This window comes from Pseudarcicella hirudinis, from assembly GCF_900115665.1.
GTDB lineage: Bacteria > Bacteroidota > Bacteroidia > Cytophagales > Spirosomataceae > Pseudarcicella > Pseudarcicella hirudinis.
The window spans coordinates 323,020-349,288 of the sequence record NZ_FOXH01000001.1; the positions used below are offsets into that span (position 1 = coordinate 323,020).

The 26,269-nt window shown below is 39.6% G+C and carries 15 protein-coding genes; 13 read left to right on the forward strand and 2 right to left on the reverse strand.

Annotation, left to right across the window (positions count from 1 at the left end; all coding sequences use genetic code 11):
• Window positions 1-19: 19 nt before the first annotated feature.
• The 7 genes from BM179_RS01130 (at window position 20) to BM179_RS01160 (ending at window position 16,034) form a co-directional block, all read left to right on the forward strand.
• Complete coding sequence (locus BM179_RS01130; protein ID WP_092011968.1) at window positions 20-1,648, forward strand: RagB/SusD family nutrient uptake outer membrane protein; 1,629 nt, start codon at window positions 20-22, stop codon at window positions 1,646-1,648.
• 112 nt (window positions 1,649-1,760) lie between these two features.
• Window positions 1,761-5,108 (forward strand): VCBS repeat-containing protein, encoded by a 3,348-nt coding sequence (locus tag BM179_RS01135; RefSeq protein WP_092010865.1) that lies wholly within the window; start codon window positions 1,761-1,763, stop codon window positions 5,106-5,108.
• Between the two features lie 20 nt (window positions 5,109-5,128).
• A complete protein-coding gene (locus BM179_RS01140) occupies window positions 5,129-6,454 on the forward strand; it encodes a vanadium-dependent haloperoxidase (protein ID WP_092010868.1) in 1,326 nt (441 codons plus the stop codon).
• A gap of 80 nt (window positions 6,455-6,534) precedes the next feature.
• Complete coding sequence (locus tag BM179_RS01145; RefSeq protein WP_092010871.1) at window positions 6,535-9,843, forward strand: VCBS repeat-containing protein; 3,309 nt, start codon at window positions 6,535-6,537, stop codon at window positions 9,841-9,843.
• A 27-nt stretch (window positions 9,844-9,870) separates the two neighbouring features.
• Window positions 9,871-11,844, forward strand: coding sequence for a glycoside hydrolase family 127 protein (locus BM179_RS01150; RefSeq protein WP_092011971.1), 1,974 nt, complete (start codon window positions 9,871-9,873; stop codon window positions 11,842-11,844).
• 26 nt (window positions 11,845-11,870) lie between these two features.
• The gene (locus BM179_RS01155) at window positions 11,871-13,898 is read left to right on the forward strand and encodes a beta-L-arabinofuranosidase domain-containing protein (RefSeq protein WP_092010874.1); all 2,028 of its coding nucleotides are present in this window, start codon (window positions 11,871-11,873) and stop codon (window positions 13,896-13,898) included.
• A 117-nt stretch (window positions 13,899-14,015) separates the two neighbouring features.
• Window positions 14,016-16,034 (forward strand): glycoside hydrolase family 127 protein, encoded by a 2,019-nt coding sequence (locus tag BM179_RS01160; protein ID WP_229632873.1) that lies wholly within the window; start codon window positions 14,016-14,018, stop codon window positions 16,032-16,034.
• Window positions 16,035-16,220: 186 nt separating this feature from the next.
• Here the strand turns inward: BM179_RS01160 and BM179_RS01165 are convergent, their stop codons facing one another.
• Complete coding sequence (locus BM179_RS01165) at window positions 16,221-17,159, reverse strand: DUF6607 family protein (RefSeq protein ID WP_092010877.1); 939 nt, start codon at window positions 17,157-17,159, stop codon at window positions 16,221-16,223.
• A 648-nt stretch (window positions 17,160-17,807) separates the two neighbouring features.
• Between BM179_RS01165 and BM179_RS01170 the strand changes: the two genes are divergently transcribed.
• Genes BM179_RS01170 through BM179_RS01180 form a run of 3 tightly spaced genes read left to right on the forward strand, consistent with a single transcriptional unit; the run spans window position 17,808 to window position 18,792 of the window.
• The gene (locus BM179_RS01170; protein WP_092010880.1) at window positions 17,808-18,161 is read left to right on the forward strand and encodes a DUF6686 family protein; all 354 of its coding nucleotides are present in this window, start codon (window positions 17,808-17,810) and stop codon (window positions 18,159-18,161) included.
• Between the two features lie 3 nt (window positions 18,162-18,164).
• Window positions 18,165-18,569 (forward strand): SpoIIAA family protein, encoded by a 405-nt coding sequence (locus tag BM179_RS01175; protein WP_092010883.1) that lies wholly within the window; start codon window positions 18,165-18,167, stop codon window positions 18,567-18,569.
• Window positions 18,570-18,582: 13 nt separating this feature from the next.
• Entirely contained in the window at window positions 18,583-18,792 is a 210-nt protein-coding gene (locus BM179_RS01180) for a hypothetical protein (protein WP_092010886.1), read from the forward strand.
• A gap of 343 nt (window positions 18,793-19,135) precedes the next feature.
• Here BM179_RS01180 and BM179_RS01185 read toward each other — a convergent pair whose 3' ends face one another.
• Complete coding sequence (locus BM179_RS01185; protein WP_092010889.1) at window positions 19,136-21,292, reverse strand: alpha-L-fucosidase; 2,157 nt, start codon at window positions 21,290-21,292, stop codon at window positions 19,136-19,138.
• Between the two features lie 301 nt (window positions 21,293-21,593).
• Here BM179_RS01185 and BM179_RS01190 point away from each other — a divergent pair, with 301 nt between their 5' ends.
• From BM179_RS01190 to BM179_RS01200, 3 genes are all read left to right on the forward strand, one after another.
• Window positions 21,594-21,959, forward strand: coding sequence for a hypothetical protein (locus tag BM179_RS01190; protein ID WP_143095115.1), 366 nt, complete (start codon window positions 21,594-21,596; stop codon window positions 21,957-21,959).
• A gap of 144 nt (window positions 21,960-22,103) precedes the next feature.
• Window positions 22,104-25,085 (forward strand): protein translocase subunit SecDF, encoded by a 2,982-nt coding sequence (gene secDF, locus BM179_RS01195; protein ID WP_092010895.1) that lies wholly within the window; start codon window positions 22,104-22,106, stop codon window positions 25,083-25,085.
• 119 nt (window positions 25,086-25,204) lie between these two features.
• Window positions 25,205-26,113, forward strand: coding sequence for a YitT family protein (locus BM179_RS01200; protein ID WP_092010898.1), 909 nt, complete (start codon window positions 25,205-25,207; stop codon window positions 26,111-26,113).
• Window positions 26,114-26,269 lie beyond the last annotated feature (156 nt).

The window sequence follows — 26,269 nt, forward strand, 5'->3', positions numbered from 1 at the left end:
TCAAAATATGAAATCTAATATGAAAACAATATACAGAACATTAGGGGTTATAGGTTTTTTAGGAGGAATAGGTATTTTAGCCAATTCCTGTACAAAACTGGAAGACCGTAATTTCTCACAGCTTGTCAGCAGTCAGTTTGTTCCAACTTCAGCAGATCTTTCCTCCCTGGTGGGCCCGGCTTACGGGAACTGGAGGAGCCTTATGATGGGAGGAAATTCATTTTTCAGAACACAGGAAATTTCGGCTGATGAAATTGTTATTCCGGCAAGACCGAATGGTTGGGTAGATGGTGGAATTTACCGGAGGATGCACGAACACGTTTGGACTCCCCAGGAAGGGAATGCCTCTGATAACTGGAATAATGCCTTCGGAGGAATTACCAATTGCAACAGAATTATATACCAGATAGAATCAGGGCAGATTCCCGTAGCTACCGGGAAAGAGAATATCCTTGCTGAGTTAAAAGTGCTGAGGGCATCTTATTATTATACACTTTGTGACATTTTCGGCAATGTACCGATTGTAACAAAGTTTGACGTTCCGGCAGGTTTCCTTCCTGACCAGAGCCAGAGAAAAGATGTATATGCTTTTATTGTGAAAGAAATTACAGATGCTTTGCCTGTTTTAAGTACTAATTCTGATAAAACAACTTATGGCCGTTTTAACAATAAATGGGCAGCTTTGGCATTACTTGCCAAAGTTTATCTGAATGCGAAGGTCTATTCCGGAACAGAAGAACTGGACAAATGCCTTGCAGCCTGTGAAGAGATTATCACTTCCGGTAAATTTCAATTAGAGAGCAACCAGAAAGATATCTTTAAAACGGCAAATGAAAACTCGAAGGAAATCATTTTTGCCATTCCTTTTGATGAAATTTATGCAGGAGGTTTTAACCTTGTCATGGAGACTCTTCAGCCGGCAAATCAGAAGACGTATAATGTAGAGAGTGCATGTTGGGGAGGTACCTGCGCTATTCCGCAATTTATCGATACCTATGATCCTGAAGATAGTCGTTTGAAGGATACCTGGATTCAGGGACAGCAATATGCGGCAGATGGTACTCCGTTAACAGGGAGTTTCAGAGCTTTTAACGGGAAACCACTCAATTTCATTAACCAGCTGCCCGGTGTTGATTCTTCAGAGGAAGTTCACGGGTTTCGTCTTGGAAAATATGAATTTAAACAGGGTATCAGGATAAATATGAGTAATGACGTGCCTTTGTTCAGATATACTGATATTTTAATGACAAAGGCTGAATGTCTTTTGAGAAAAGGAAATGCTGATGCGGCTGCTTTGATTGTAACACAGGTAAGACAAAGAAGTTTCAGGAATAATCCTCAGAAAGCAATCGTTATGGGAAATGACTTGCTGAAAGGCAGTGTTTACCAATATGGATTGTCGAGGAATGGTGTAATTACCCTGAAAGAAGGGGGTACAGATATTCAATATGGCAGATTTTTGGATGAATTAGGCTGGGAGTTTGCTATGGAAGGCCGCCGCCGTCAGGATATGGTTCGTTTTGGCATTTTTACCAAAAAATCATGGCTTTCGCATAAACCTAACGGAGATTACCGGAATTTACTGCCTATTCCGCAGGCTGAACTCAATAAAAACTCAAAACTAAAACAAAATCAGGGCTATAATTAAAACCCCTGAAATCAGCTCAACCGGAATCAATAACCTGGTTTCGGTTGGGCTTTATCTTAAGGATTTTAAGGAAATAGTTGAACCAAAATACCAATTGACCAAACAGTAATTCATGAAAACCGAAATAAAATATGTCAGTGCGGCTAAAAGCTTTTTCAGGATTCTATGGGTCTTTTTTACGGTTTTAACCTTTTCCCGCTGCAAAAATCCTGAAGAAAAGCCCGTTTTTGAATTACTGTCCGACAGCCAGACGAATATCACTTTCAGCAATGACCTGAAAGAAGATGAATTTACCAATTCTCTGGTTTATGAATACTCATATAATGGGGGTGGTGTGGCTACAGGAGATTTGAATAATGACGGATTGGATGATATCTATTTTTCAGCCAATCAGAAAAGCAATAAACTTTATCTTAATCTGGGAAAACTAAAGTTTCAGGATATTACCGAGGCAGCCGGAGTAGCCTGCGCTGAAAACTGGAAAACAGGTGTGACCCTGGCAGATGTAAACGGGGATGGGAAACTTGATATTTATGTTTGCCGTTCCGGAAATCTGGAAGCAGAAAAGCGAAAAAATCTATTGTATATTAACCAGGGCAATGACAGAAAAGGGATTCCGCATTTTCTTGAAGAAGGAGAAAAATATGGCCTGGCAGATCCTGCTTTTAGCTCGCATGCCGCTTTTTTTGATTATGATCACGATGGTGACCTTGATATGCTTTTGCTTAATCATAGTCCGAGAAGATTTGAAAACCTCGATGAATCAACTATCCGCAGGATGATGAATACACATGATGAACTGACCGGAGTGAAATTGTATCAGAATAATCAGAATTTCTTTAAAGATATTACCAGTTCGAGTGGAATTTTGAATACACGTTTATCTTACGGACTGGGCGTTTCCATATCTGATGTGAACAATGATGGCTGGCAGGATATTTATTTGTCGAACGACTACCTTGCTCCGGATTACCTCTTTATCAATAATCAGAATGGTACTTTTTCAGATAAAACGGATCAGATGCTTTCTCATACTTCTCAGTTTTCAATGGGAAATGATGTCTCGGATTTTAACAATGATGGCTGGACAGACATCATGACGATGGATATGCTGCCGGAAGATAACCACAGACAAAAGTTGTTATTTGCCAATGATAATTATGAGTTGTTTGAATTGCGTGAAAGAGCGGGCCTTCATAAGCAGTATATGCGGAATATGCTTCATCTGAACAACGGCGATGGTACATTCAGTGAAATCGGTCAGTTTTCAGGAGTTTCCAATACCGATTGGAGCTGGGCACCTCTTTTTGCAGATTATGACAACGATGGCTGGAAAGATTTATTTATCACCAATGGATATGTGCATGATTATACCAACATGGATTTTCTTAAATATATGGGGGATTACCTCAGGGATAATCAGGGGCGGGTTCAGCGGAAAAATCTGTTGGATCTGGTAAAGAAGATGCCTTCTTCAAACGTGAAAAATTATATTTTCAGCAACAATCAAAACTTAACTTTTACCAATAAAACCGAATTTTGGGGAATGGGTCAGGACTCTAATAGCAACGGGGCTGCTTATTCCGACCTGGATAATGACGGAGATCTGGACCTGGTAGTCAATAACATTGATGCCAAAGCATTTGTCTATAAAAATAACAGCAATGAAATTTCTCATCACAACTATCTGAGAGTTAAACTGAAAGGAGAAGGGAATAATAAATTTGGTATAGGAGCGAAGGTTTCTGTTTTTTGTAAAGGTTCGCTGCAAACTCAGGAGCAGTTAATGAGCCGTGGATTTCAGTCCAGCGTTTCTCCTGTTTTGCATTTTGGACTGGCCAATTATACTAAAGCTGACTCAATCCTTATCAGATGGAACAGTGGAAAAAAACAGGTTCTTAAAAATGTTCCGGTAAACAAATTGCTGGAACTTCAGGAAAAAAATGCTTTGCCCGGAAAAGACGAAAAATCTTCCGCAACAGAAAAGTTTTTTGTTTCACTGGATTCTCCGGTAAATTTTGAACATCTTGAAAATCAGGTTAATGATTTCAAAAGGCAGCCATTGCTTACCGGTTCGCTTTCCTTCAGTGGTCCTTGTATGACAAAGGCAGATGTAAACGGAGATGGGCTGGAAGACCTTTATATTGGCGGAGCGGCAGGCCAGGAAGGAGTCATCTTTATTCAGGAAAAGAAGGGCAGTTTTAAAAAGTCTGACCAGAAAGATTTTGCCAGCTCAAAGGATGCTGAAAAAACAGATGCTGTTTTTTTTGATGCAGATCATGACGGCGACATGGACCTCTACGTTTGTACGGGAGGATATGATGACTTTTTACCGGACGACATGCGTTTGCAGGATTATTTATATTTCAATGATGGGAAAGGCCGCTTTACATTGAGTCTGAAAGCCATTCCTCTGATGATTTCAAGCGGTAGTTGTGTGAGAGTCGGGGATGTAAACGGGGATGGTCATCCCGATCTTTTTGTGGGAGGAAGAGTGATTCCGGGAAGGTATCCTGAAAATCCCGGAAGTTATGTACTTATTAATGACGGAAAAGGCAATTTCATTGATCAGACTTATTCCATTGCCAAAGGCTTAAAAGAAACCGGCATGATTACAGATGCGGCCTGGACAGATTTAAACGGAGATAAAAAACCTGATCTGATTGTTATCGGAGAATGGATGCCTGTCAGGATCTGGCTGAATAATCATGGAAAATTGACTGAAGAAACTACCGGAAAATATTTTGATAAAGTACCTTATGGTTGCTGGACAAAATTATTGCTTGAAGATTTTAACGGTGACGGGAAAATGGACCTTCTTGCCGGAAATTCAGGCTTAAATGCTCAGATAAAAGCCAGCGAGCAATATCCGGCGGAATTGCTTTACAAGGATTTTGATGAAAATAATGCCATAGACCCGATTCTCAGTTATTACATTCAGGGGAAAAGTTATCCTTATATTTCAAGAGACGAACTGCTGGATCAGATCAGTGCCATGAGAACCCGTTTCCCGGATTATAAAAGCTATGCAGATGCTGCGGTAAAGGATGTTTTTTCGGAAGATGAACTGAAAAATGCCAGATATTTAAAGGCAGATACTTTTGAAACGAAATTGTTTTTAAGCAATTCTTCCGGAAAATTTAGGGAAGAGAAATTACCAGAACAGGTACAGTTTACCCCCTGGTTTGCGATAAAATCGCTTGATTTTAACCATGATGGAAAGAAAGATCTGATTCTGGGGGGAAACGTTTCTCACACAAGAATCAAAATGGGACAATGTTCCGCTTCATTTGGTACAACCCTGAAAGGAGATGGGAAAGGGCATTTTAGCTTTGTTCCCAATCAGATTTCCGGTTTACAGGTCAGAGGAGATATAAGGTCATTTCTGGAGATCAATGATTTGCTTTTGATTGGCGTAAATAATCAGCCTTTGAAAACCTACAGACTAATTAACAAATGATGATTTAGATGTTTTGATGAATGGAAAAACAATTGAAGATATGGCTGTTTCCGGTATTAATTATCCTGCTGACAGCATGCAGCACAAAAAAACAGCAGGTTTTTCAACCGGATGGCACTGAGTTGAAAAAATGCACAGATGAAATGACGAAACTGATGCTTCATGATGTAACGAATCCTCCTTTGGCCTCAAGATTTTACGCCTATGCATTTCTGGCAGGTTATGAAGTATTAGCTCAGCATGATACAGCTTTTCATGGGATGGCGGGGATTTTAAATGAATATCCAAAAATTCCCCAACCTGTAATTTCAGCATATTCATATCAGCTGGCTGCTGTTCTTGCCATTCTGGAAACCGCAGGTAAAATGCAGCCTTCCGGGAAATTACTGGCAGAAAAGCGTAAAATAATTATCGATTCCTGTCTTAAGAACGGCATGAATGAAAATGTGGTAAAAGGATCGGAGGAATACGCCGGGCAAATCGCAAAAGAGATTTTAAAATATGCTAAAAAAGATGGCTATTTTAAAATCAGTGATTATCCCAGATATACTCCTGAGAAAGGTGAGGGATACTGGTTCCCGACACCTCCGGCTTTTTTTGGTGCCATAGAACCCTATTTTAATAAAGTAAGACCATTTACTTTAGATTCAGCTTCCGTATTTAAACCAGTTCCCCCGGCAGAATACAGCGCAGAAAAAGGATCCCGGTTTTTTAAATTGATGGAAGAAGTAAGAATTACAGGTGTTTCTCTGAGCCATGAACAGAAGAATATTGCTGCTTTCTGGGATTGTAATCCGTTTGCCATGCAGGACGAAGGGCATTTACAGATCGGGGTTAAAAAGATTTCACCGGGCGGACATTGGATGGGAATTGCTGGAATTGCCTGTCAGCAAAAAAAGCTTGATTTTAACAAATCTTTGCAGATTCATACCGTTTTAGCCATTACCCTGATGGATGCATTCATTACCTGCTGGGATGAAAAATACAGAAGCAATAGAATCAGGCCGGAAGCGGCTATCCGAAAACTGACTGACCCCGAATGGAAACCTATGCTGCAAACACCACCTTTTCCGGAGTATTTGAGCGGACATTCTGTTATTTCAACTGCTTCTGCAGAGGTGTTATCACAATTTTTAGGAGATTCTGTAGCTTATGCAGATAATGTGGAAGTGCCGTATGGTCTGGCGCCAAGGAAATTTCAATCGTTCAGACAAGCGGCAGAAGAAGCAGCAATTTCAAGACTTTACGGAGGTATCCATTTCTCTGATGCCATTCAGAACGGACAGATTCAGGGAAAGAAGGTCGGAGGAAATGTTATTAAGAAACTGAAACTGAAGAGGATCTAACATTGAAGTATAATCAGCACATACATTTGAAAAAAAGAAAACGGATATCGGACATTCTCCAAAAATCATTCATTTCCGGAATGATTGCAGGGTTTTTCTGCCTGATCAATTTATGCTCCTGCAATAAGCCTCAGCCACTGTTTACAAAGCTGAGTCCTGAGGAAACCGGAATAACCTTTGTGAATGAAGTGTATGATACAGATTCTCTTAACATTCTGGATTACATTTACTTATATAACGGAGGAGGGGTGTCGATCGGAGATATTAACAACGACGGCCTGCAGGATATTTATTTTTCTTCAAATCAGCATGAAAATAAATTGTATCTCAACAAAGGAAAAAAAGCCGGGGAAATTGTGTTTGAAGACATTACCGAAAAAGCTGGCGTAAAAGGACTTGGGAACTGGAAAACCGGGGTGACTATGGCAGATGTGAATGGCGATGGTTTACTGGATATCTATTTGTGTGCTGTAGGGAAATTCAGGAATTTAAAGGGGAAAAATCAGCTTTTTATCAATAATGGTAACCTGACTTTTACCGAAAAAGCTTCAGCTTATGGCCTGGATACAGAAGGATTTAACACACAGGCGGCTTTCTTTGATTATGACAGAGACGGGGATTTGGATATGTTTCTGGTAAATCATTCTGTTCATTCCACCTCCAGTTATGGAAAAGCCTCTGCCCGCAAGGAAAAAAATGAGGTAAGCGGGGATAAGCTTTTCAGAAATGATGGCAAAAGATTTACAGAAGTAACAGAAAGTGCGGGAATTTACAGTAGTATTGTTGGGTATGGATTGAATGTCATAACTGCCGATTTAAACAATGATGGCTGGGATGATATCTATGTCAGCAACGACTTTCATGAAAATGACTACTATTACCTCAATAATGGCAATGGTACTTTTTCTGAAATAAACAACGAGGCATTCGGGCATGAAAGTCGTTTTTCGATGGGAAGTGATATCGCTGATATCAACAATGATGGCTGGCTCGATCTGATCACACTGGATATGCTTCCCGAAGATGAAAAAATCCTGAAATCTTCTTCCGGCGATGATGCCGCAGATGTTTATCAATACAAACTTGATTTTGGATTTCATCATCAATATGCCAGGAATTGTGTGCAGCTAAATCTTGGCGGTGGCAGAAGATTTAGTGAAATAGGTTTGTTTGCCAATGTTTCCGCAACAGACTGGAGCTGGTCGCCGCTTTTAGCCGATTTTGATAATGACGGCATCAAAGATTTGTTTGTCAGCAATGGAATTTCCCGTCGGCCCAACGATCTTGACTATATCAAATATGTTGCGAATGAAAGTATTCAGCAGAAATTGCAGCAAACGAGAACGGCTGATTTGGAAGCCATAAAGCTGATGCCCGAAGGCAAGGTCAGCAGCTATATTTTTAAGGGAACAGAAAATATACAGTTTACCGATAAAACCAAAGATTGGGGACTGGACATTCCCTCCCTTTCAAATGGTTCGGCTTATGCTGATCTGGACAATGACGGTGACCTGGATCTGGTCGTAAATAACATTAATGCTCCGGCAGGTATTTTTATGAATAATACTGAAAAAACAAGCCGGAATCATTATCTGGCCATATTGCTGAATGGAGAAAAACCAAATTCAGCCGGATTTGGAGCAAGAGTGACCCTTAAATGTAAAGGCAGGACACAGCTTAATTTTCTCACCGGAAACCGTGGTTTTCAAAGCAGTTCCTGGAAAAATATTCATTTTGGCTTAGGAGAAAATGATGTCATTGATACCCTTGAAATTCTCTGGCCGGATCAGCGGATTCAGATTTTGACCAAGGTAAAAGCTGATCAGAAACTACTGCTTTTTCAGAAAGATGCGAAAGGAATTATTGTAAATAAAGCGAATGAACCGCCTCTTTTTGAGGATGTCAGCGGACAGATCGGATTGCCTTATAAACATGAAGAAAATAAATTTACTGACTTTAATACCCAACCTTTAATCCCGCATAAAGTTTCTACGCAAGGCCCGAAACTGGCGGTTTCAGATGTAAATGGCGATGGACTGGAAGATTTCTATGTTTGCGGTGCCGCCTTGCAGGCCGGAAAACTGTTTATACAGCAAAAAAACGGGAAGTTTAAAGCCAGTAACGAGGCAAATTTTGAGAAAGATGCCATTGCTGAAGATGTAAATGCGATGTTTTTTGATGCCGATGGCGACAAAGATTCAGACTTGTATGTGGTAAGCGGAGGGAATGAATTGAATGAAAAAAATGAAGCATTGTCTGACCGGCTATACTTAAATGACGGGAAAGGAAATTTTAGCAGATCCTGGAATTTTCCAGCTTTATCTGGTAATAAATCGGTAGCCATTCCGAGTGATATTGACCACGACGGCGATCTGGATTTGTTTGTCGGAGGAAGGGTCGTCAGCGGAAATTACGGGCAAATCCCTGATTCTTACATCCTTTTAAATAATGGCAAAGGTTTATTTACCATCGCTACCCAAAGGATTTGTCCGGAATTGCAAAAAGCAGGATTAATTACCGATGCCATTTGGATTGATTTAGACCTTGACGGATGGCAGGATCTGGTATTGGCAGGAGAGTGGATGCCGGTTTCGGTTTTCAGAAATATACAAGGGAAATTAAAGAATTATACCAGTGAATTTGGTTTGTCAGCTACAAATGGCTTGTGGAATTGCATTAAATCTGCCGATATCAATTCAGATGGAAAAATGGATTTACTTGTCGGGAACCTTGGCGAAAATTCCAAATTACATGCCAGCGAACAATTTCCCTTAAAACTATATATCGAAGATTTGGATGGAAACGGACTGATTGACCCTATACTGGCTATTGAGAAAAAAAGCAGGTATTATCCTTTTTTGGGAAAGGAAGAACTGGAAAAAGCCATTCCTGGCATATTCAGGAAGAAATTTACCGATTATAAAAGCTTTGCCGGAAATTCTGTAGAGGAGATTTTTGAAGGCATTTCAGGAATGAATAAGGTATTAAATGCCCAAATGCTCTGTTCTGTTGCCCTGATCAATGAAGGAAAAAAAATGTCTGTTCAGAAACTTCCGAATACAGCGCAGTATGCTCCGGTTTTCTCTTTTTTAGTGGATGATTTTAATGAAGACCTAAAGCCGGATGTGATTGCAGCGGGTAATTTTTGGGGAGTAAGCCCGTTTGAAGGCCGTTATGATGCAGGTTATGGAAATCTTTATCTCAGTAATCAGAAAAATGGTCTGAGAGCCATCAGCATTTTATCTTCAGGGATCAATATTTCCGGAGAAGTAAGAGATATAAAAAAGATCAGACAAGCGGATAATAAAGCGCTTTATGCCTTTGCCAGAAACGATGCAGAAATCGTTTTTTTAAAGAAACATCAAAGAAATAATAAACAGTCAAAATGAAAAACTACCTGAATAAAAATGATTAACATGAAAATTAACCTGAAAAATAAAGTTCTTGCTCTTGCAATGTGCGGATTGACACTTGATTCTTTTGCACAGCAGCCCTTGCAAAAAGTAACTTTTGTAAGCTTTTCAAAAGTAAATATAACCGATAGCTTCTGGAAACCTAAACTTGATAAAGTAGCAACGACAACACTGAATACCTGTATTTATCAGACAGAAGTAAAAACACCGAGAATCAGGAATTTTGAAAAAGTTGCCAGAAAGGCAGGAGAGAAGCATGAAGGTATTTATTATGATGATTCTGACGTTTTTAAGGCCATTGAGGCGATAGCTTATTCTCTGAAAAATCACCCTGATGCCAGTCTTGAAAAGAAAACAGATGAATGGATTGATAAAATTGCAGCGGCACAGCAGCCTGACGGATATCTGAATACCTATTATACCTTAAATGGTCTGGAAAAGCGCTGGACTGATATGGAAAAACATGAAGATTATAATGCCGGGCATTTAATCGAAGGAGCTGTCGCTTATTTTAATACAACCGGAAAAAGAAAATTACTGGATGTGGCTATAAAATTTGCCAATCATCTTGATGAAACGTTCAGACTGGCAAACAGACATTGGATTACCGGGCATCAGGAAGTAGAACTGGCACTTGTCAAGTTGTACAGAACCACAAACGACGAGCGTTATCTGAAACTGGCTGACTGGTATCTTTCTGAAAGAGGACATGGTTACGGGAAAGGTGTAATCTGGGATAACTGGAAGGATCCTGCTTATTGCCAGGATAAAGTTCCGGTAAAAGAACAGACTGAAATCACCGGACATGCGGTACGTGCGATGTATCTGTACACAGGAGCTGCCGATGTGGCTTCGATTACAGGAGATGAAGGATATATCAGATCAATGAAAACTGTTTGGGATGATGTGGTTCACCGGAATATGTACATCACCGGAGGAATCGGATCCAGTGGAAGTAATGAGGGTTTCAGTAAGGATTATGATTTGCCTAACGAACATGCATATTGTGAAACCTGTGCTTCTGTCGGCATGGTTTTCTGGAATCAGCGGATGAATATGCTTACCGGAGAAGGAAAATACATGGATATTCTTGAAAGGAGTCTTTACAATGGTGCTTTAGACGGGCTTTCGCTTTCAGGAGACAGATTCTTTTACGGAAATCCTTTGGCTTCTTCCGGAAATTATCAGAGAAGTGAATGGTTTGGCACAGCTTGCTGCCCTTCAAATATCGCCCGCTTAATTGCTTCTCTGGGAGATTATATTTACAGTAAATCCGAGAATGGGATTTGGGTTAACCTGTTTGTGGGAAGTAATACCATTATTCCGCTGAAAAGTGGCGAGGTAGCAGTGCAGCTTCAAACGAATTATCCCTGGAATGGCCTGGTGAAGCTCAATGTCAGTCCTAAGAAAAAGAGCAGATTTATCGTCAGTTTCAGAATACCTGGTTGGGTAAATGAGCAATCTATTGCCGGAGATTTGTACCATTATACCGAAATTTCCAAAGAAAAACCTGTAATAAAAGTAAACGGTAAAGAGATTGATTATACAGTAGAAAAGGGTTATGCGAAAATAGACAGAGAATGGAATGCAGGAGATGAAGTAAGCGTGAATCTTCCGATGGAAATCAGGAAAATTACTGCCAGAAATGAGGTAAAAGCAGATAATGATCGTTTGGCGGTTCAAAGAGGACCATTGGTTTATTGTGTGGAAGGAGCAGATAATGAAGGAAAAGTTTCCAACATTATCCTGCCTGAAAAAACGATTTTTTCTCCTGAAAATCAGGAGGTTGCAGGAGAGTCGGTTGTGGCATTGAAAGCAAGTGTCCCTTCACTGATTATTTCTGTAGACGGGCAGAATGTTCAGACTGTTAACCGGAATATCACAGCAATTCCATATTATACCTGGTGCAACAGAGGCGCAAATCAGATGCAGGTCTGGCTTCCTGCAAAGGTCAGAAATGTAACAATTAATGAATAATTTACCTGCTCAAACAATGTATTAAAATGCTAAAAAAAATAATCATTACGCTGTTAACAGGTTTGTCAGGATTGACTGTTACCAGGGCTCAGAAACCTTTGTATATGAACAATAGAGCTCCTTTGGCGCCTTTGAAATACCTCGAAATTCCTTTGGGAAATATAAAACCAAAAGGCTGGCTGCATCAGCAGTTATCCGTTATGAAGAATGGTGCTACCGGACACCTGGATGAATATTTCCCCAAAATAAAAGACGATAATGGCTGGTTGGGAGGAAAGGGAGATGGTTGGGAGGAAACCCCTTACTGGCTTGACGGAGCGTTGCCTCTGGCTTATCTGCTGGACGATCAGCTGTTAAAAGACAAGGTTTTAAAGTATGTAAACTGGTCGATTTCAACGCAAAGAAAGAATGGTTTCTTCGGTCCTTACACCAAACATGAATTAGAACATAAAACCATAGAATCCTGTGAGCAGGGAGAAGATTGGTGGCCGAGAATGGTTATGCTGAAAGTTTTACAGCAATATTATACAGCTACCAATGACCAGCGTGTCATTAAATTCATGACGAATTACTTCCGGTATCAATTTAACAACCTGAAAACATGCCCTCTGGTACATTGGAACGAATGGTCAAAATCAAGAGGCGGGGATAATCTGATGGCTGTTTATTGGTTGTACAATATTACCGGAGAGGCTTTCCTGCTGGAACTTGGTGATATTATTTACACCCAAACCACGCCCTGGACAGATTATTTGGGAAAAAGGAACTGGGTAATGCAGGCCGCTGCTAATCAGACCGGAGATAAATGGATGGACAGACATGCCGTAAATGTTGGCATGGGCATCAAATTACCGGCTATTTATTATCAGGCCAGAAAGAATCCTTTGTTGCTGAATGCTTTAAAAACAGGTTGGAATGATATAATGACTTTGCATGGCCTGCCTCATGGTATGTTTTCCGGAGATGAAGATTTACATGGCAACGAGCCAACTCAGGGAACGGAATTATGTGCCATTGTGGAAACCATGTTTTCTCTCGAAGAAATTATCGGAATTACCGGAGATCAAACCTATATGGATGCGCTGGAAAGAATGACCTTTAATGCACTTCCTACGCAAACTACTGATGACTACATGTCGAGGCAATATTTTCAGATTGCCAATCAGGTACAGGTAAGCAGAGGGGTGTATGATTTCTCACTTCCTTTCCAAAGAGGGATGAATAATGTTTTCGGACATTATGCCGGATATACCTGCTGCACTTCCAATATGCATCAGGGATGGACAAAATATGTCGAACATTTATGGTATGCAACACCGGAAGGAGGTTTAGCTGCTTTGGTTTACGGGCCAAATACCATTAAAGCGAAAGTAGGAAACGGACAGGAGGTTAGTATCGATGAAGAAACCGCTTATCCCTTTGGCGAGGGCATAAACTTTACACTGAATACTTCCGGATCCGTCAGTTTTCCCCTGGAATTGAGAATACCCGCGTGGTGTAAGGAAGCGATAATTACTTTAAACGGTAATAAGTTAAGAACTGCTAAAGGTGGTCAGATTATTAAAATTCAAAGAAAATGGAGCAACCACGACAAATTAACCCTTCAGTTTCCGATGGAGGTTAATACCTCAAACTGGGCCAGAAACTCCAGAACGGTTGAAAGAGGGCCTTTGGTTTACGCTTTAAAAATTGAAGAAGAATGGACTAAAAAGGAAATTAAAGAAGAAGGAACGTTCTATGAAATTACGCCGAAAAGTGACTGGAATTACGGATTGCCAAAGGCTTTCCTCAATAATCCTTCTCAAAATTCAGAGGTAATTTTAAAAGACCTTACAGGTAATTTTGTCTGGAATGCCGCTAATTCACCGGTTGAAATTAAGACAAAAGCCAGAAAAATTCCCAACTGGAAACTCGTGGAAGGTGTTGCCCGTCAACCTGTTACTACCAGAGAAGGGATTTATCAGGGAGAAGTGGAAGACCGGATTTATGATATTACCCTGATTCCTTACGGATGCAGTAGACTTAGAATTGTTGCTTTTCCGGTAGTGAAATAGAAAGTAACAGCAGAAAATCTTTTCTGCCAGTATGATTGTGTCAAATTTACGCAAATATCTATTTTTGTATAATAATCCCTTGTTTTAACCAAAAGAGTATAATTTTAAACTATTTATATGATGAAGAAAATACTGATCTTATTGACATTGCTGTCGTTTATTGCTGAGACCAATGCGCAGAATAAAGATTATCCTTACAAACCGATTCCTTTTACAGAGGTAAAACTGACAGATGAGTTCTGGTCTCATCGCCTTGAGGTGAACAGAACAGCAACTATTCCCCTTGCTTTTAAGAAGTCGGAAGAAACCGGCAGGGTTAAAAATTTCATACAGGCAGCGAATCATGAAGGCAAATTTTGCACGCAATATCCTTTTGATGATACGGATATTTATAAAACGATTGAAGGGGCTTCTTATTCATTGAGTTTACATCCGGACAAAAAACTGGAAATGTACCTCGATTCAATGATTACTATTGTCGGTAATGCCCAGGAGCCGGACGGATATTTATATACCGCAAGAACCATGAACAGCACCCATGCCTGGATGGGAAAAGCCCGTTGGGAGAAAGAGCATGAATTAAGTCATGAATTGTATAATTCCGGTCATCTCTTCGAAGCAGCAGTAGCTCATTTTCAGGCAACCAGGAAAAGGAGTTTACTGAATATTGCTATCAGGAATGCAGATTTACTGGATCAGGTTTTTGGAGAAGGCAAACTTTCCGTAGCACCCGGACATGAGATTGTTGAAATGGGTCTGGCGAAATTATACCGTGCCACCGGAAATGTAAAATACCTGAATTTAGCCAGATTTTTTATCGACGCCCGGGGAAAAAGAAAGTATGCCAAAACTTCCAAGGAATCTGATAATGTCTGGGAAACCGGAGAATACTGGCAGGATCATAAACCTGTAATTGAGCAGACCGAAGCAACCGGACATGCGGTAAGAGCTGTTTATCTTTACTCAGGAATGGCAGATGTAGCGGCATTAACTGATAATCAGGCTTATGTGAATGCAATTAATAAAATCTGGGAAAATGCTGTTGGAAAGAAAACCTATCTGACCGGAGGCATTGGGACAGCAGGTGACGGAGAACGTTTCGGCAAAAACTATGATTTGCCAAATGAATCAGCGTATTGTGAGACCTGCGCCGCAATCGGAAGTGTTTACTGGAACTTAAGAATGTTCTCTTTTCACGGAGATGCCAAATATTTTGATGTACTGGAGCGTACGCTTTACAATGGACTTATTGCCGGAATCGGCTTGGATGGACTGTCTTTCTATTACACAAATCCGCTGGAAATGAATATGAGAGACGGTACAATCAGCGGAGAAAATAAGCGCTCACCTTGGTTTGGCTGTTCATGTTGTCCTACAAATATCAGCAGACTCATTCCTTCTGTTCCGGGATATATTTATGCCCAGAAAGGCAATAGTTTGTACCTGAATTTGTTTATCAGCAGCAGTACTCAGTTTCAGCTGGACGCTAAAAATAGTGTAAGCATCAGCCAGCAGAGTAATTATCCCTGGGATGGCAATATTAAGATAAATGTTGAGCCTTTGAAAAATGCTTCTTTCAAAGTATATGTCCGTATTCCGGGCTGGGCGAAAAATGAACCGTTCCCATCAGATCTTTATACCTACTCTGATGGCAAAAAGCCTGAAATTTCTTTGAAAATCAATGGACAGAAAGTTGATTATCAGCTGGAAAACGGATATGCTGTTTTAAACAGAGAATGGAAGAAAAAAGATTTGATTGAATTGAATTTACCAATGGAAATCAGAAAAGTAAAAGCAAATGAAAATGTGAAAGATGATATCGGAAAAATCGCTTTAGAGCGTGGGCCATTGGTTTATTGTGCTGAATTTTCGGATAACAGTGGTCTTACAGGCAATTTATTGTTACCTGAAAATGTAAACCTCAATGCTGAATTTCGTCCTGATTTACTGAATGGTGTAATGACCCTGAAAGGTTCGGCAAAAGCTGTAATTATCAGCGAAGACAAGCAGAGTGTATCTACCCGCACGCAGGACTTTTTAGCAATTCCTTATTTTGCACGCTCGAATCGCGGAGTAGGAGAAATGAAAGTATGGTTTCCGACAAAAATTATCAATATTGATTTAAGATCAGAGTAGTTGGTTCTTAAGCTGATAAAACAAAAATAGCGTAATCCAAGCCGGATTACGCTATTCTAACTATTCGTGTAGTAATTTATAGTAAAGAACTTATGAAACCATTTATTTTTACAAAAAACACTGGTAAGCAACCTCGAACACCTTTCGAATAGAAATCTACCCGAAAACCCTTTGTAATTCGTTTTTTTAGTTTCTGAATGAGTATAACTCTTTGTTATTCAGATATTTGTTGATGACTGTTCTGATCGCTGTCTGACGGGCATTTGAATCAGTTACATTTTTCTTCTTGAAATCTTCAACTAAATCATCAAGCTCTTTCCACATCATCTTTCCATCTTCAGATTTTGATTTAAGACTTAATCCTTTATTCTGAGCAAGAATTTGTCCCCAGACATTACGGACATCTACCCAATAAGCTCTGTTTTTGGCCCACCACTCCGAAGCGATTTTACATTTTGAATCATCCGCTTTGTTATAAATATTCAAGCCTTTTTCTTTCACCAGCACCTCATCTCCCTGAGCCGAACGAATTACCTTATCGTTATCCTGCTCATGGATATAACCATTATCAGTGATTTCATGATGATTGGTTCTTCTTAAAACATTATAATCTGAACGGGTGGTATATTCTCTTCTCGGAAGAGGAGCGTCTGTTGTATTTTCCCAGTAATGCTTTCCGTTTGCATGAATCCATTGTGCAGTTCCTTCATATCTTGGTGCATCATTCACTTCAAATACCTTTTGAGTCCATTGCTTTTTCACCTGATCTTTGCTCAAAACCAATGGTTTCCAGTCCATATCTTTCTGATAAGCCAGCAAATCAGTATTTTCATATTGCCAGTCTTCTCTCCAATGCTTAATAATCATAGTATCTCCAACCACTAACAAATGTTGGATTACAACTTTATCCTTAGATTCTTCATCTACAAAAACCCATTCCAGACCTCCGGTTTTTTTCCGGTCGTGAAATTTATAATCCTTTTTAGGAGCAAATGTTTCGGCGTATTCGAAAGTTACTTCATGACATCCGCACTGGCCTTTGATAGCCTGAACATCCTGCGACTTCTGTGCGAAAACGTTAGCACTTAGTAGTAGAAGGGTTGAAATTTTGGCAATCTTGTTCATAATGAGTTAATTATTTTAAAGTGAATAAATATCTGCTAAATCCCGTTTTCGGAATCATTACCAGAAATTTTAAATGGTGGTCATCATATTTTTCTGACACGACAAAACTAGTATTTATTTAGACTAATTCAAAATAATATTGATTTTATTTGGAATGTTTCTAAATAAGTGTTTACCTTTGTAATGTAATAATTGCAGAACAGCTCAGAGCTAAGGTAAAAGAGAAGTGGGTGAGGGTTAATTTGACAGAATGATTCGGGCATTGTCGCATTGATATTTTGCGTATATACAATATCGTTCAAATGAACTGTTCCCGGATTGATATTTAGAAAAGCATGCTGGTTTCTGAATTACAAAAAAGTATGAATTATTGATTCTGATTCTGGTTTCTCAGATATATCGTTGAATTTCAGGAGAGGAAAAGAAATAAATTTTGACAAAATAGTGAGTGTACTTGATTTTCAAACATAACGTCAAAAGCCTTGTTTGGAACTCAAGACTTGGGCAACGACTTGATTCTGTTGAGAAAGTTCCTACCAATTGCATTTCAGTAAAGTGTTGCATGGTTATCATACTTTACAAAATAACAGTCAATAGCCCTGACAATGTCGGGGCTGTTTCTAAACTTACACAAAATCTATCGCAAAAATGAAAAGAGATACTGTATTTCATAAAATTCTGGTTCAAACGGAATTTTCCTGCATTTCACAATGTAATTGCTGTACTGAAATTCAGATTCAGTACAAAAATATTCTTCTGGCTTTAGACTGGAAATCCCTTGTAACTTTCATAAAGCGGTTAGATGATGCCCCTGAAAGCAGCAATTATTATATCATAGAAACCTCAAGTCAGCGGGATAAAAACCCTTCTCATTCTGATTTTGCTGCCACAGGTATGTTTCTTACGGTGGAAGAGGCAAAGGAATTCAGGCATTTGCTTCATTTAGCCTGTGAAAGAGTAGATTTAGAGATGATTTTCCGGAATACCATACATGCCAATTAAGCCATGGTACAAATAACCAAACATTACCAATGCCCGGTCTTTACACTAAGAATGGGACAGAAAATGACTAAAGAGGAAACAAAAAAGTACCTTTCTGAAATCAGTAAAATGATTGCTGAAGGAGGAAGTTTCGGGCTTCTGTTCGATTACCCTGATGGTCAGCCTTCAAAGGACAGGGGCGTGGTAAAGATTGAAAATGAATGGTTTAGAGGATACCGAAAAGATTTTCAGGAGAAGTGTTTTGGGGTAGCTATGGTTACCAATTCTATCTTCATGCTGACGATCTGGAAAAATGTTTCTCAGTATCTGGCCAAGAAAACCTATGGTTGCGACGTTAATATCTTTGACAACCGTTCAGACGCGCAAATGTGGCTGATGGATAAGTACTTCGTTAAAAACCCCAAATAAACACAATGTAATTATGAAAATACTGGTCTTTAAAACAAATATCTCCTCGCCGATTGGTATTCAGGCTGTTTGGGATGCCCTTAAAAGTTTGAATGTAAGCAGTTTTAATATTGATTTTCAGGATGTTAATAAGATTCTTCAGGTAGCAGTAGAAGGCTTTACCCCTCCGGAAAGAATCGTTATGGTACTTCGCCAGCTTGGCTATCGCTGTGAAATGATCTGATTTCCGGCATATTTTATGAATTTTACCGGAAAGCAGTATGCCAGCCATTACTTTAATTAAATGATTCTTTCTGAGCATTCTGCTTTTCCACGTTTAACCTCTGAATTATTTCCATTTTCGGTAAAATGCCTTTCTTTCCGATTTTCGGTCAGTACTTGGAATCGTAAAACCGAGCCAGGCTTTAACCGTAGCCATCTTATTATTAAAGTCGGAATAATGTACTTTAGTAGTGAGATGGCTTTTTTGTGTACGGAGGATTATATCTCAAAACAGAGAATCAGCCTGAAAAGAAAAAAGGCTCTGATCTGTTTGGATCAAAGCCTTTTTAGCTTAATATATCGTATTACTTCTTTTGTAATTTCAGAGAAAGATTTGGCAGATTCAAGGTTTGATGAAGAGTCGGAGCATTGTGTAGCTGCCAGCTCAAAGGATAAAACTGCATTTTTTGTAACGAAAACTGATCAAGTGCTTTGCGGTAAAGTACCTGCTGAATGTTGGTATTGATTGAAACTGGGATATTTTTCTTGAAAGTATTGCTTACTTTTACCAGAAGCTGATTTTTCCCGCTTTTTAAAGGAAGCATAATAATGTCTTTCTGACTTTCCGCTTTAGCCGGGTTATTATGAACAAAAAGTTCTTTGCCGTTTAACATTACCAAAACGCCGTCGCCGCTGGTTATTTCTACCAGAATAGACTGATCTTTAGGAGAATTGATATCCTGCAAAAGATAATAACCTTCGTAAGTTTCGGCAGGCAATGAATATACTACATCATTTTTCCAGTTTGATTTTACTTCCCAGGGTTTGTTGCTGCTTCCCGGCCAGCCTTTGGAAGGGTCAATCTCTCCGATTTTTCCGGGAACCTCATCAATCCCGCTTGAGAACGGACCTGCCAGATAGATATGTCCCCAGGTAAGTCCCATCAGGTCATTTTCAAGTACAAGTGCATCTTCTCCGTCAAGTTTTACCGTCTGGACTTTATTGTTAAAAGTAACATCAATCTCTTTTCCTTTTTCCTGATTACTGTAAATCAAATATGGGCTAAGATTTGTATTGAGTGCGGATTGAAGCGTCCATACTTCTTTTACGGTACTTTTAAAACGGCTGTTATAGTCAATTCCCGAATTGCTGTAATATTTGAAAGCATTATGGCCATTTAAAGTAAGCTCATTACCTGAAGCCTGAACCACATTGGCAGGATCCACTGAATATCCGTTTTTAAATTCCACGGCAAGTACTTTGAAACCTTCACCCGATTTAAGATTCTTTGGTACTGTGATAGTTATTCCATTTTTAGATTCCTTGAAAATTGCAGTTTTCTCCTTTTCATCGAGTACATAGATTTTACTGATTTTTCCTTTTATGCCTGGAAGTAGAATCGCGCCCTGTTCCGGATTTTTAAGCAAATGCAGATACAATTTATCGGGTCTGCTGGTAACTTGCCCCCAATCAAAAGTCACATGAAAAGGATCCATACCGGTTCCGTAAATGGCTTCGGCATTACGATTCAGCCAGGCTCCGATTTTCAGCAATACATTTTTCTCAAAATCTACAACAGAACCATCTCCTTTAGGACCGATATTCAGAAGATAATTACCGCCACGACTGACAACCTTGATAAGACTTGTCAGCTTTTCATTGAATTTGTCTTCCTCACTGCCTCTTTTCTGCCATGAGCGATAACCCCAGGTTTCGTCAAAAAATGAAGCCGGAGACTGCCACGGTACTCCGATGATATAATCAGGCTCCTGATTGTCACCCATTACATTGAAATCACCCATGTCGTTTCCTAATCTGCTGCTAACCATGCAATTAGGCTGCAATTTATGCACAAGGTCTCTGAGCTCTTTACTTTGCTGAATACTTTGAGAACCCATATCGAACCAAAGCTCGGAGATAGTGCCGTAATTACTCAATAATTCCGTTACCTGTTTTTTATTGTATTCGTGGAGCTCAGGGGTCACCTGATCTGAATTATGGCTTGAAATAGGCATCGCCTGCGGGAAACGCCAGTCAATAAGAGAGAAATACAAACCAAGACGAATACCATGTCTTTTACAGGCTTCAGACAGATCTCTTACTACATCTTTTTTGAACGGCGTAGCATCAAACACATTAAAATCAGTCGTATTGGTCTTAAACATGCAAAAACCATCATGGTGTTTGGTAGTGATAACAATCGAGCGCATTCCGGCTCTTTTTGCCAGCAAAACAACGGAGTCTGCATTCCATAATTCCGGATTGAACTGTTTGGCTACTTTAGCATAGGTATCACTATAGATTCCGGCATGGGCCTGGATTTGCTCACTCAAACCTCTTGAAACGGGCTGTCCTTTCCAAACACCTCCCAGTACTGAATAAATGCTTCCCCAGTGAATAAACATAGAATATTTCTGGTCTTTCCAGGATTGAAGTGCAGCCGGATCACTTTGTGCATTTGATAAAATGGCAGCAAGCAGCAGTGTTATAGTTTTAAACAGAAGAAGAATTCTTTTTTTCATGTTAGATTATAAAAAGGATTTTACGGAATAAATTAAAGCTTCAGGATGATTTCTGTCCAATTAATTACATTTAATTCAGATTCATATCCTGAAATGGGTTTTCTTACAGAGTTGTTATCGGTAAAATAATACTCTAAAATACCGGGAGATATTGTGACAATCTTTGTACAAAAACTGTTTTTCTCAGATTAATTTATCGAAAAAGAATCGCAGAAAGGCAATTTTTAAGGCTTGTCAAAAGTTTAGTAAATAGTAATTCCCTTGAATACTTGCCAAAATGATAGTACTTTTGTAATTCAAAATGCAGAAAACGAAACTCATAATACGCTTATTCAGCACATTTTTAATGTGCCAGATATTGTTGTTTTCTGTTTACGGTAAAGCATTTTCAGTAGAGCAGGCACATAGTTCCGGGGATAAGAAATACAAGCTGGAGCAGTCAAATGAGCATATTAACCAGTTTGGAGGCTCATCTCTCAGGACTTTTTCGGAAATACAGCATGCTCCGGCAGGGGTTGACCTCTGCTATCCGAATGACCCCCTGTTTTTTACTACATTTCTTTCGAAATCGTATTCCTGTCAACTCCGTTTCAGGAAAGTATCGGTTTCCTCTTTTCCGCTCAATGAGATTCTTTTTGAGAATTTTATAGCTACGAATGCTCCCTGATTTAAAGATTTTACAATTTGTTCATGTGTAATGCTCCCATCTGAATCTTTCGGATAGGGTTTAACGGCATTGTTTTGCCCTGAACAACTATTCTCTCAATCATCTTTAAAATCGGAAAATTAATTCGTAAAATAAAATCTTAAAATGCGTTATAAAAGTGTGATTCTTTGGCTGACGGGAATTATCTCAGCCTTATGCCTGTTTTTTTTATCATTTACCTGGAAAGCAAATTCCCTTCGTGATGATGCTATTAAATATGCTACCACCAAAGACGGGAAATTTGACCCTTCCAGAAAAATCAGATACATTGATTCGCTTTGGAAACAGCCTGTCTATCTGGGATTTACCTATCAGGAAGTAACAAATTATGCTTTGCATAAAGGGCTCGATCTTGAAGGCGGTTTGCATGCTGTAATTGAAGTTTCTCCTATAGAAATCCTGAGAGCATTATCCGGAAAGAGTAGTGATCCTAATTTTGAGAAAGCAATTGAAATTGCTGCAAAAAACCAGGTAAATTCTGCTAAACCGTTTAATGAGCTATTTTTTGAAGCATTTGCAAGCGTAGCTCCTCAACAGAGATTAGCTACAATATTTGCTAATTCTGTCAATCGTGACAAACTGAAATCGACTTCTTCAGATGCGCAGGTCAGGAAAGTAATTAACAAGGAAATTGACAGTGCTGTTGATCGGGTTTATAAGATTGTTCAGGCAAGAATTGACAAATTCGGAGTTGCTAACCCTAATATACAACGTTTACCTGGTACAAACAGAATCCAGGTGGAGTTATCAGGTGTAGACAATCCTGAGAGAGCCAGAAAGTTACTTTCCGGGGCCGCAAAACTGGAATTTGTTGAAGTGGCTGAGATTGATGAATGGGGGCAAAGTCTTAATGCCTTGGCAGAATATTTATCCAATCAGGAGAAACTGGAGAAAAGTGCTGCTTCGATATTGAATCAGGATTTATCCGGAACAAAAGCGGATTCTGCTAAAAACGGAGGATTAGCCGGAAAGCTTTCTTCAAAGGCCGGAGCAGACGGGAATGTGAAAAAAGATTCTACAGCGAGTTCGGCATTGACGAAATTATTTGTTCCGCTTGATAACCAGGGAAGAAGCTGGGGTGTTTTCAGAAAAGACACCGCAAAAGTCAATGAATTATTAAGCCGCCCTGAAGTAAAGATTTTATTTCCTTCCCATTTGTCACTTGTCTGGTATGCTAAAGGAATCGAAGCTAATAACGGAGATGAAATCATTCAGATTGAAGCCATTAAAAGAGGAGAAGGTGGAACCGCTCCTTTGGAAGGGAATGTAATTACAGATGCTACCCAGGATTTTGATCCGAGCGGGAGACCGGAAGTAACCATGACCATGAATGGAACCGGAGCCAGAATCTGGAAAAATATTACGGCTTCCAATATTGGTAAGCGTGTGGCAATTGTACTGGATAATTACGTGTATTCAGCTCCGATGATTAATGGTGAAATTCCTAACGGACGTTCTTCCATTTCAGGTTCGTTTACCGTTGAAGAAGCAAAAGATCTTGCAAATGTATTAAAAGCAGGGAAATTACCGGCTCCGACACACATCGTGGAAGATGCGTTTGTTGGCCCGTCATTAGGTCAGGAAGCAATTAATCAGGGATATCTGTCGATGGGTCTGGGTTTGTTTCTGGTAATCATCTTTATGGTGTGTTATTATGGAAAACCAGGCTGGATGGCCAATATTGCCCTTTTGTTTAACGTTTTCTTCATTTCCGGAGTTCTTGTTCAGATTCAGGCTGCCCTGACTTTACCCGGAATTGCCGGGGTTGTTCTTACCCTGGGAATGGCAGTTGATGCCAATGTGTTAATCAATGAACGGATCAGGGAAGAACTCCATCGGGGTGCCGGCCTGCGTAATGCCATAAAGATTGGTTATGAAAAGGCACTTTCTGCCATTATTGATGGAAACGTTACAACTATCTTAATCGGGATTATTCTGATCTTTTTCGGTTCAGGTTCAGTAAAAGGATTTGGGGTAACATTATGCATCGGTCTGGTAACCTCCGTTTTCACTGCGGTTTACATTTCTCATATTTTGGTCGACTGGATGGCTGAACGTGCGATAAAAGCCGGAAAAGAGCAGGAAGTAACTTTCGAAACATTTATTTCCAGAAATCTTTTCAAGGGAATGAATTTCGACTTTATCGGAAAGAGAAAGATTTCATATATTTTCTCATGGTCACTTATTGCCCTGGGAATGATCGTCATTGTGGCTCAGGGAGGTTTTAACCTGGGGGTAGATTTTAAAGGAGGTCGTTCTTATGTGGTTGAATTTTCAAAACCTGTTGAAGCCGGAAAGGTAAAAGAGGCATTAAAAGATAATTTTGAAGAAAAAGGTGTGGAAGTAAAAACCTTCAACGGAGATACGAAATTAAAAGTTACCACTTCTTATCTGGTTGAAGATGAGTCGATTCAGGCTAATCAGAAAGTTCGTACCGCACTGGAAAATGGTTTGAAGGAATTTAAAGATGCCAAACCTGTAATCTTATCCGAATCGAAAGTAGGAGCGACTATTGCTGATGACATTCTTAAACAATCTTTTATTTCAGTCATTTATGCCCTGATTGCCATTTTTATTTATATCCTGATACGTTTCCGCAAATGGCAGTATTCACTGGGTGGGATTATCGCCCTGACGCATGATACGCTGGTCGTTTTAGGAATGGTTGGTATTACCCGTTTATTTGGTTTTGAACTGGAAATAGACCAGATTTTTATCGCCGCAGTGTTAACCGTAATTGGCTATTCTATTAATGATACGGTAGTAGTATTTGACCGGATCAGAGAAGAAATCGGTTCTGATGCCGACCTGAACGACAAGGAATTGATTATGAAAACGATTAACAGATCCATAAATCATACCATGAGCCGAACGGTAATGACTGCTACGACAGTTTTTCTGGTAGTTACGGTTTTGCTGGTTTTAGGTGGAGATGTATTGAGAGGTTTCTCGTTTGCTATGTTTGTCGGGGTTGTTTTCGGGGCCTATTCTTCCATTTTTGTGGCAGCTCCGATTGTCATAGATTTAGGAACCGGCAAGAAAAAGAAGACTATTACGGAACCCGCACCGCTGAGTGTTGTTAAATAAACAGAGGGTATCTGATTTTGAAGAATGCCATTCCCTTGCAGATTATTCCCTGAGAGGGTCAGATTAAAGGGAATGGCATTCCTTATTTTGTTTTAATTATATGTAAACTATTGAAAATTATGAAGACACCAAAGTTAAAAATCTTTGAAGAGCCAGCCCGTGTTCAACGGCTGGTTTTCAGACAATATATTAAAGATGCAATCTTAATTTGTGCCGGAATCGCTCTTGCAACCTTAGGGCTAAAAGGTTTCTTACTGCCGAATGGCTTCCTGGATGGTGGGGTAACAGGTATTTCATTGCTTACCAGCCGGTTAACAGGAATTGATCTTTCCATTCTGATTCTTTGTATCAATATTCCTTTCATCTACATCGGATCAAAACAGATTTCCAAAACATTTGCCATCAGAACATTTCTGGCTGTGGCAGGCCTTGCTCTCGTTGTTCATTTCTTTGAAATGCAGCATCTTACAAATGATAAATTACTTATTTCCGTATTTGGTGGCTTTTTCCTGGGCGCAGGTATCGGTTTGGCTATGAGAGGGGGCTGCGTCATTGACGGAACGGAGGTGCTTGCTGTGTTTGTAAGCCGTAATTCCAGTTTATCTGTAGGGGATTTTATTGCCGTTTTTAACGTTTTGCTGTTTGCCGCTTCCGCATTCTTAATCAATCTGGAAACGGCGCTTTATTCAATGCTTTCCTACCTTTCCGCTTCTAAAACAGTTGATTTCCTGATTACAGGTATCGAAGAGTATATCGGTGTAACTGTTATTTCTGAAAGAGCAGAAGAAATAAAAGAAGTTCTGGTTAAAAAACTCGCTATCGCCGTTACAGTTTATAAAGGTGAAGGAGGTTTCGGAAAAAACGGACTGGTAGAAAATGACCGCAAAATTATCTTTTCAGTTGTAACCCGTCTGGAAGTTCAGAAACTGAAAATTGAGATAGAAAAAATAGACCCGAAAGCCTTTGTGATTCAACATACTATCAATGATACCAAAGGTGGAATGATAAAAAAACGGCCATTGCATTAAGAATGCCGGATAAAGGCTGACAGCTTCCGGAAGAGAAATGATTTTGTATTTTAATCAGTAAAAACTGTAATATTCAAATCATGACGGGGTTATTTCAGCACTTAATAAGAGTAATCATTACTTTTGCAGGAAAGTGTGATTTGAGTAAAACAATCT

Excerpts from the sequence above, each read along its gene's own strand:
- BM179_RS01145 (WP_092010871.1), top strand. The coding sequence starts at position 6,535 with ATGATTGCAGGGTTTTTCTGCCTGATCAATTTATGCTCCTGCAATAAG.
- BM179_RS01160 (WP_229632873.1), top strand. The coding sequence starts at position 14,016 with ATGATGAAGAAAATACTGATCTTATTGACATTGCTGTCGTTTATTGCT.
- BM179_RS01180 (WP_092010886.1), top strand. The coding sequence starts at position 18,583 with ATGAAAATACTGGTCTTTAAAACAAATATCTCCTCGCCGATTGGTATT.
- BM179_RS01200 (WP_092010898.1), top strand. The coding sequence starts at position 25,205 with ATGAAGACACCAAAGTTAAAAATCTTTGAAGAGCCAGCCCGTGTTCAA.
- BM179_RS01135 (WP_092010865.1), top strand. The coding sequence starts at position 1,761 with ATGAAAACCGAAATAAAATATGTCAGTGCGGCTAAAAGCTTTTTCAGG.
- BM179_RS01190 (WP_143095115.1), top strand. The coding sequence starts at position 21,594 with ATGCAGAAAACGAAACTCATAATACGCTTATTCAGCACATTTTTAATG.
- BM179_RS01130 (WP_092011968.1), top strand. The coding sequence starts at position 20 with ATGAAAACAATATACAGAACATTAGGGGTTATAGGTTTTTTAGGAGGA.
- BM179_RS01150 (WP_092011971.1), top strand. The coding sequence starts at position 9,871 with ATGAAAATTAACCTGAAAAATAAAGTTCTTGCTCTTGCAATGTGCGGA.
- BM179_RS01140 (WP_092010868.1), top strand. The coding sequence starts at position 5,129 with ATGGAAAAACAATTGAAGATATGGCTGTTTCCGGTATTAATTATCCTG.
- BM179_RS01165 (WP_092010877.1), bottom strand. The coding sequence starts at position 17,159 with ATGAACAAGATTGCCAAAATTTCAACCCTTCTACTACTAAGTGCTAAC.
- secDF (WP_092010895.1), top strand. The coding sequence starts at position 22,104 with ATGCGTTATAAAAGTGTGATTCTTTGGCTGACGGGAATTATCTCAGCC.
- BM179_RS01175 (WP_092010883.1), top strand. The coding sequence starts at position 18,165 with ATGGTACAAATAACCAAACATTACCAATGCCCGGTCTTTACACTAAGA.
- BM179_RS01185 (WP_092010889.1), bottom strand. The coding sequence starts at position 21,292 with ATGAAAAAAAGAATTCTTCTTCTGTTTAAAACTATAACACTGCTGCTT.
- BM179_RS01155 (WP_092010874.1), top strand. The coding sequence starts at position 11,871 with ATGCTAAAAAAAATAATCATTACGCTGTTAACAGGTTTGTCAGGATTG.
- BM179_RS01170 (WP_092010880.1), top strand. The coding sequence starts at position 17,808 with ATGAAAAGAGATACTGTATTTCATAAAATTCTGGTTCAAACGGAATTT.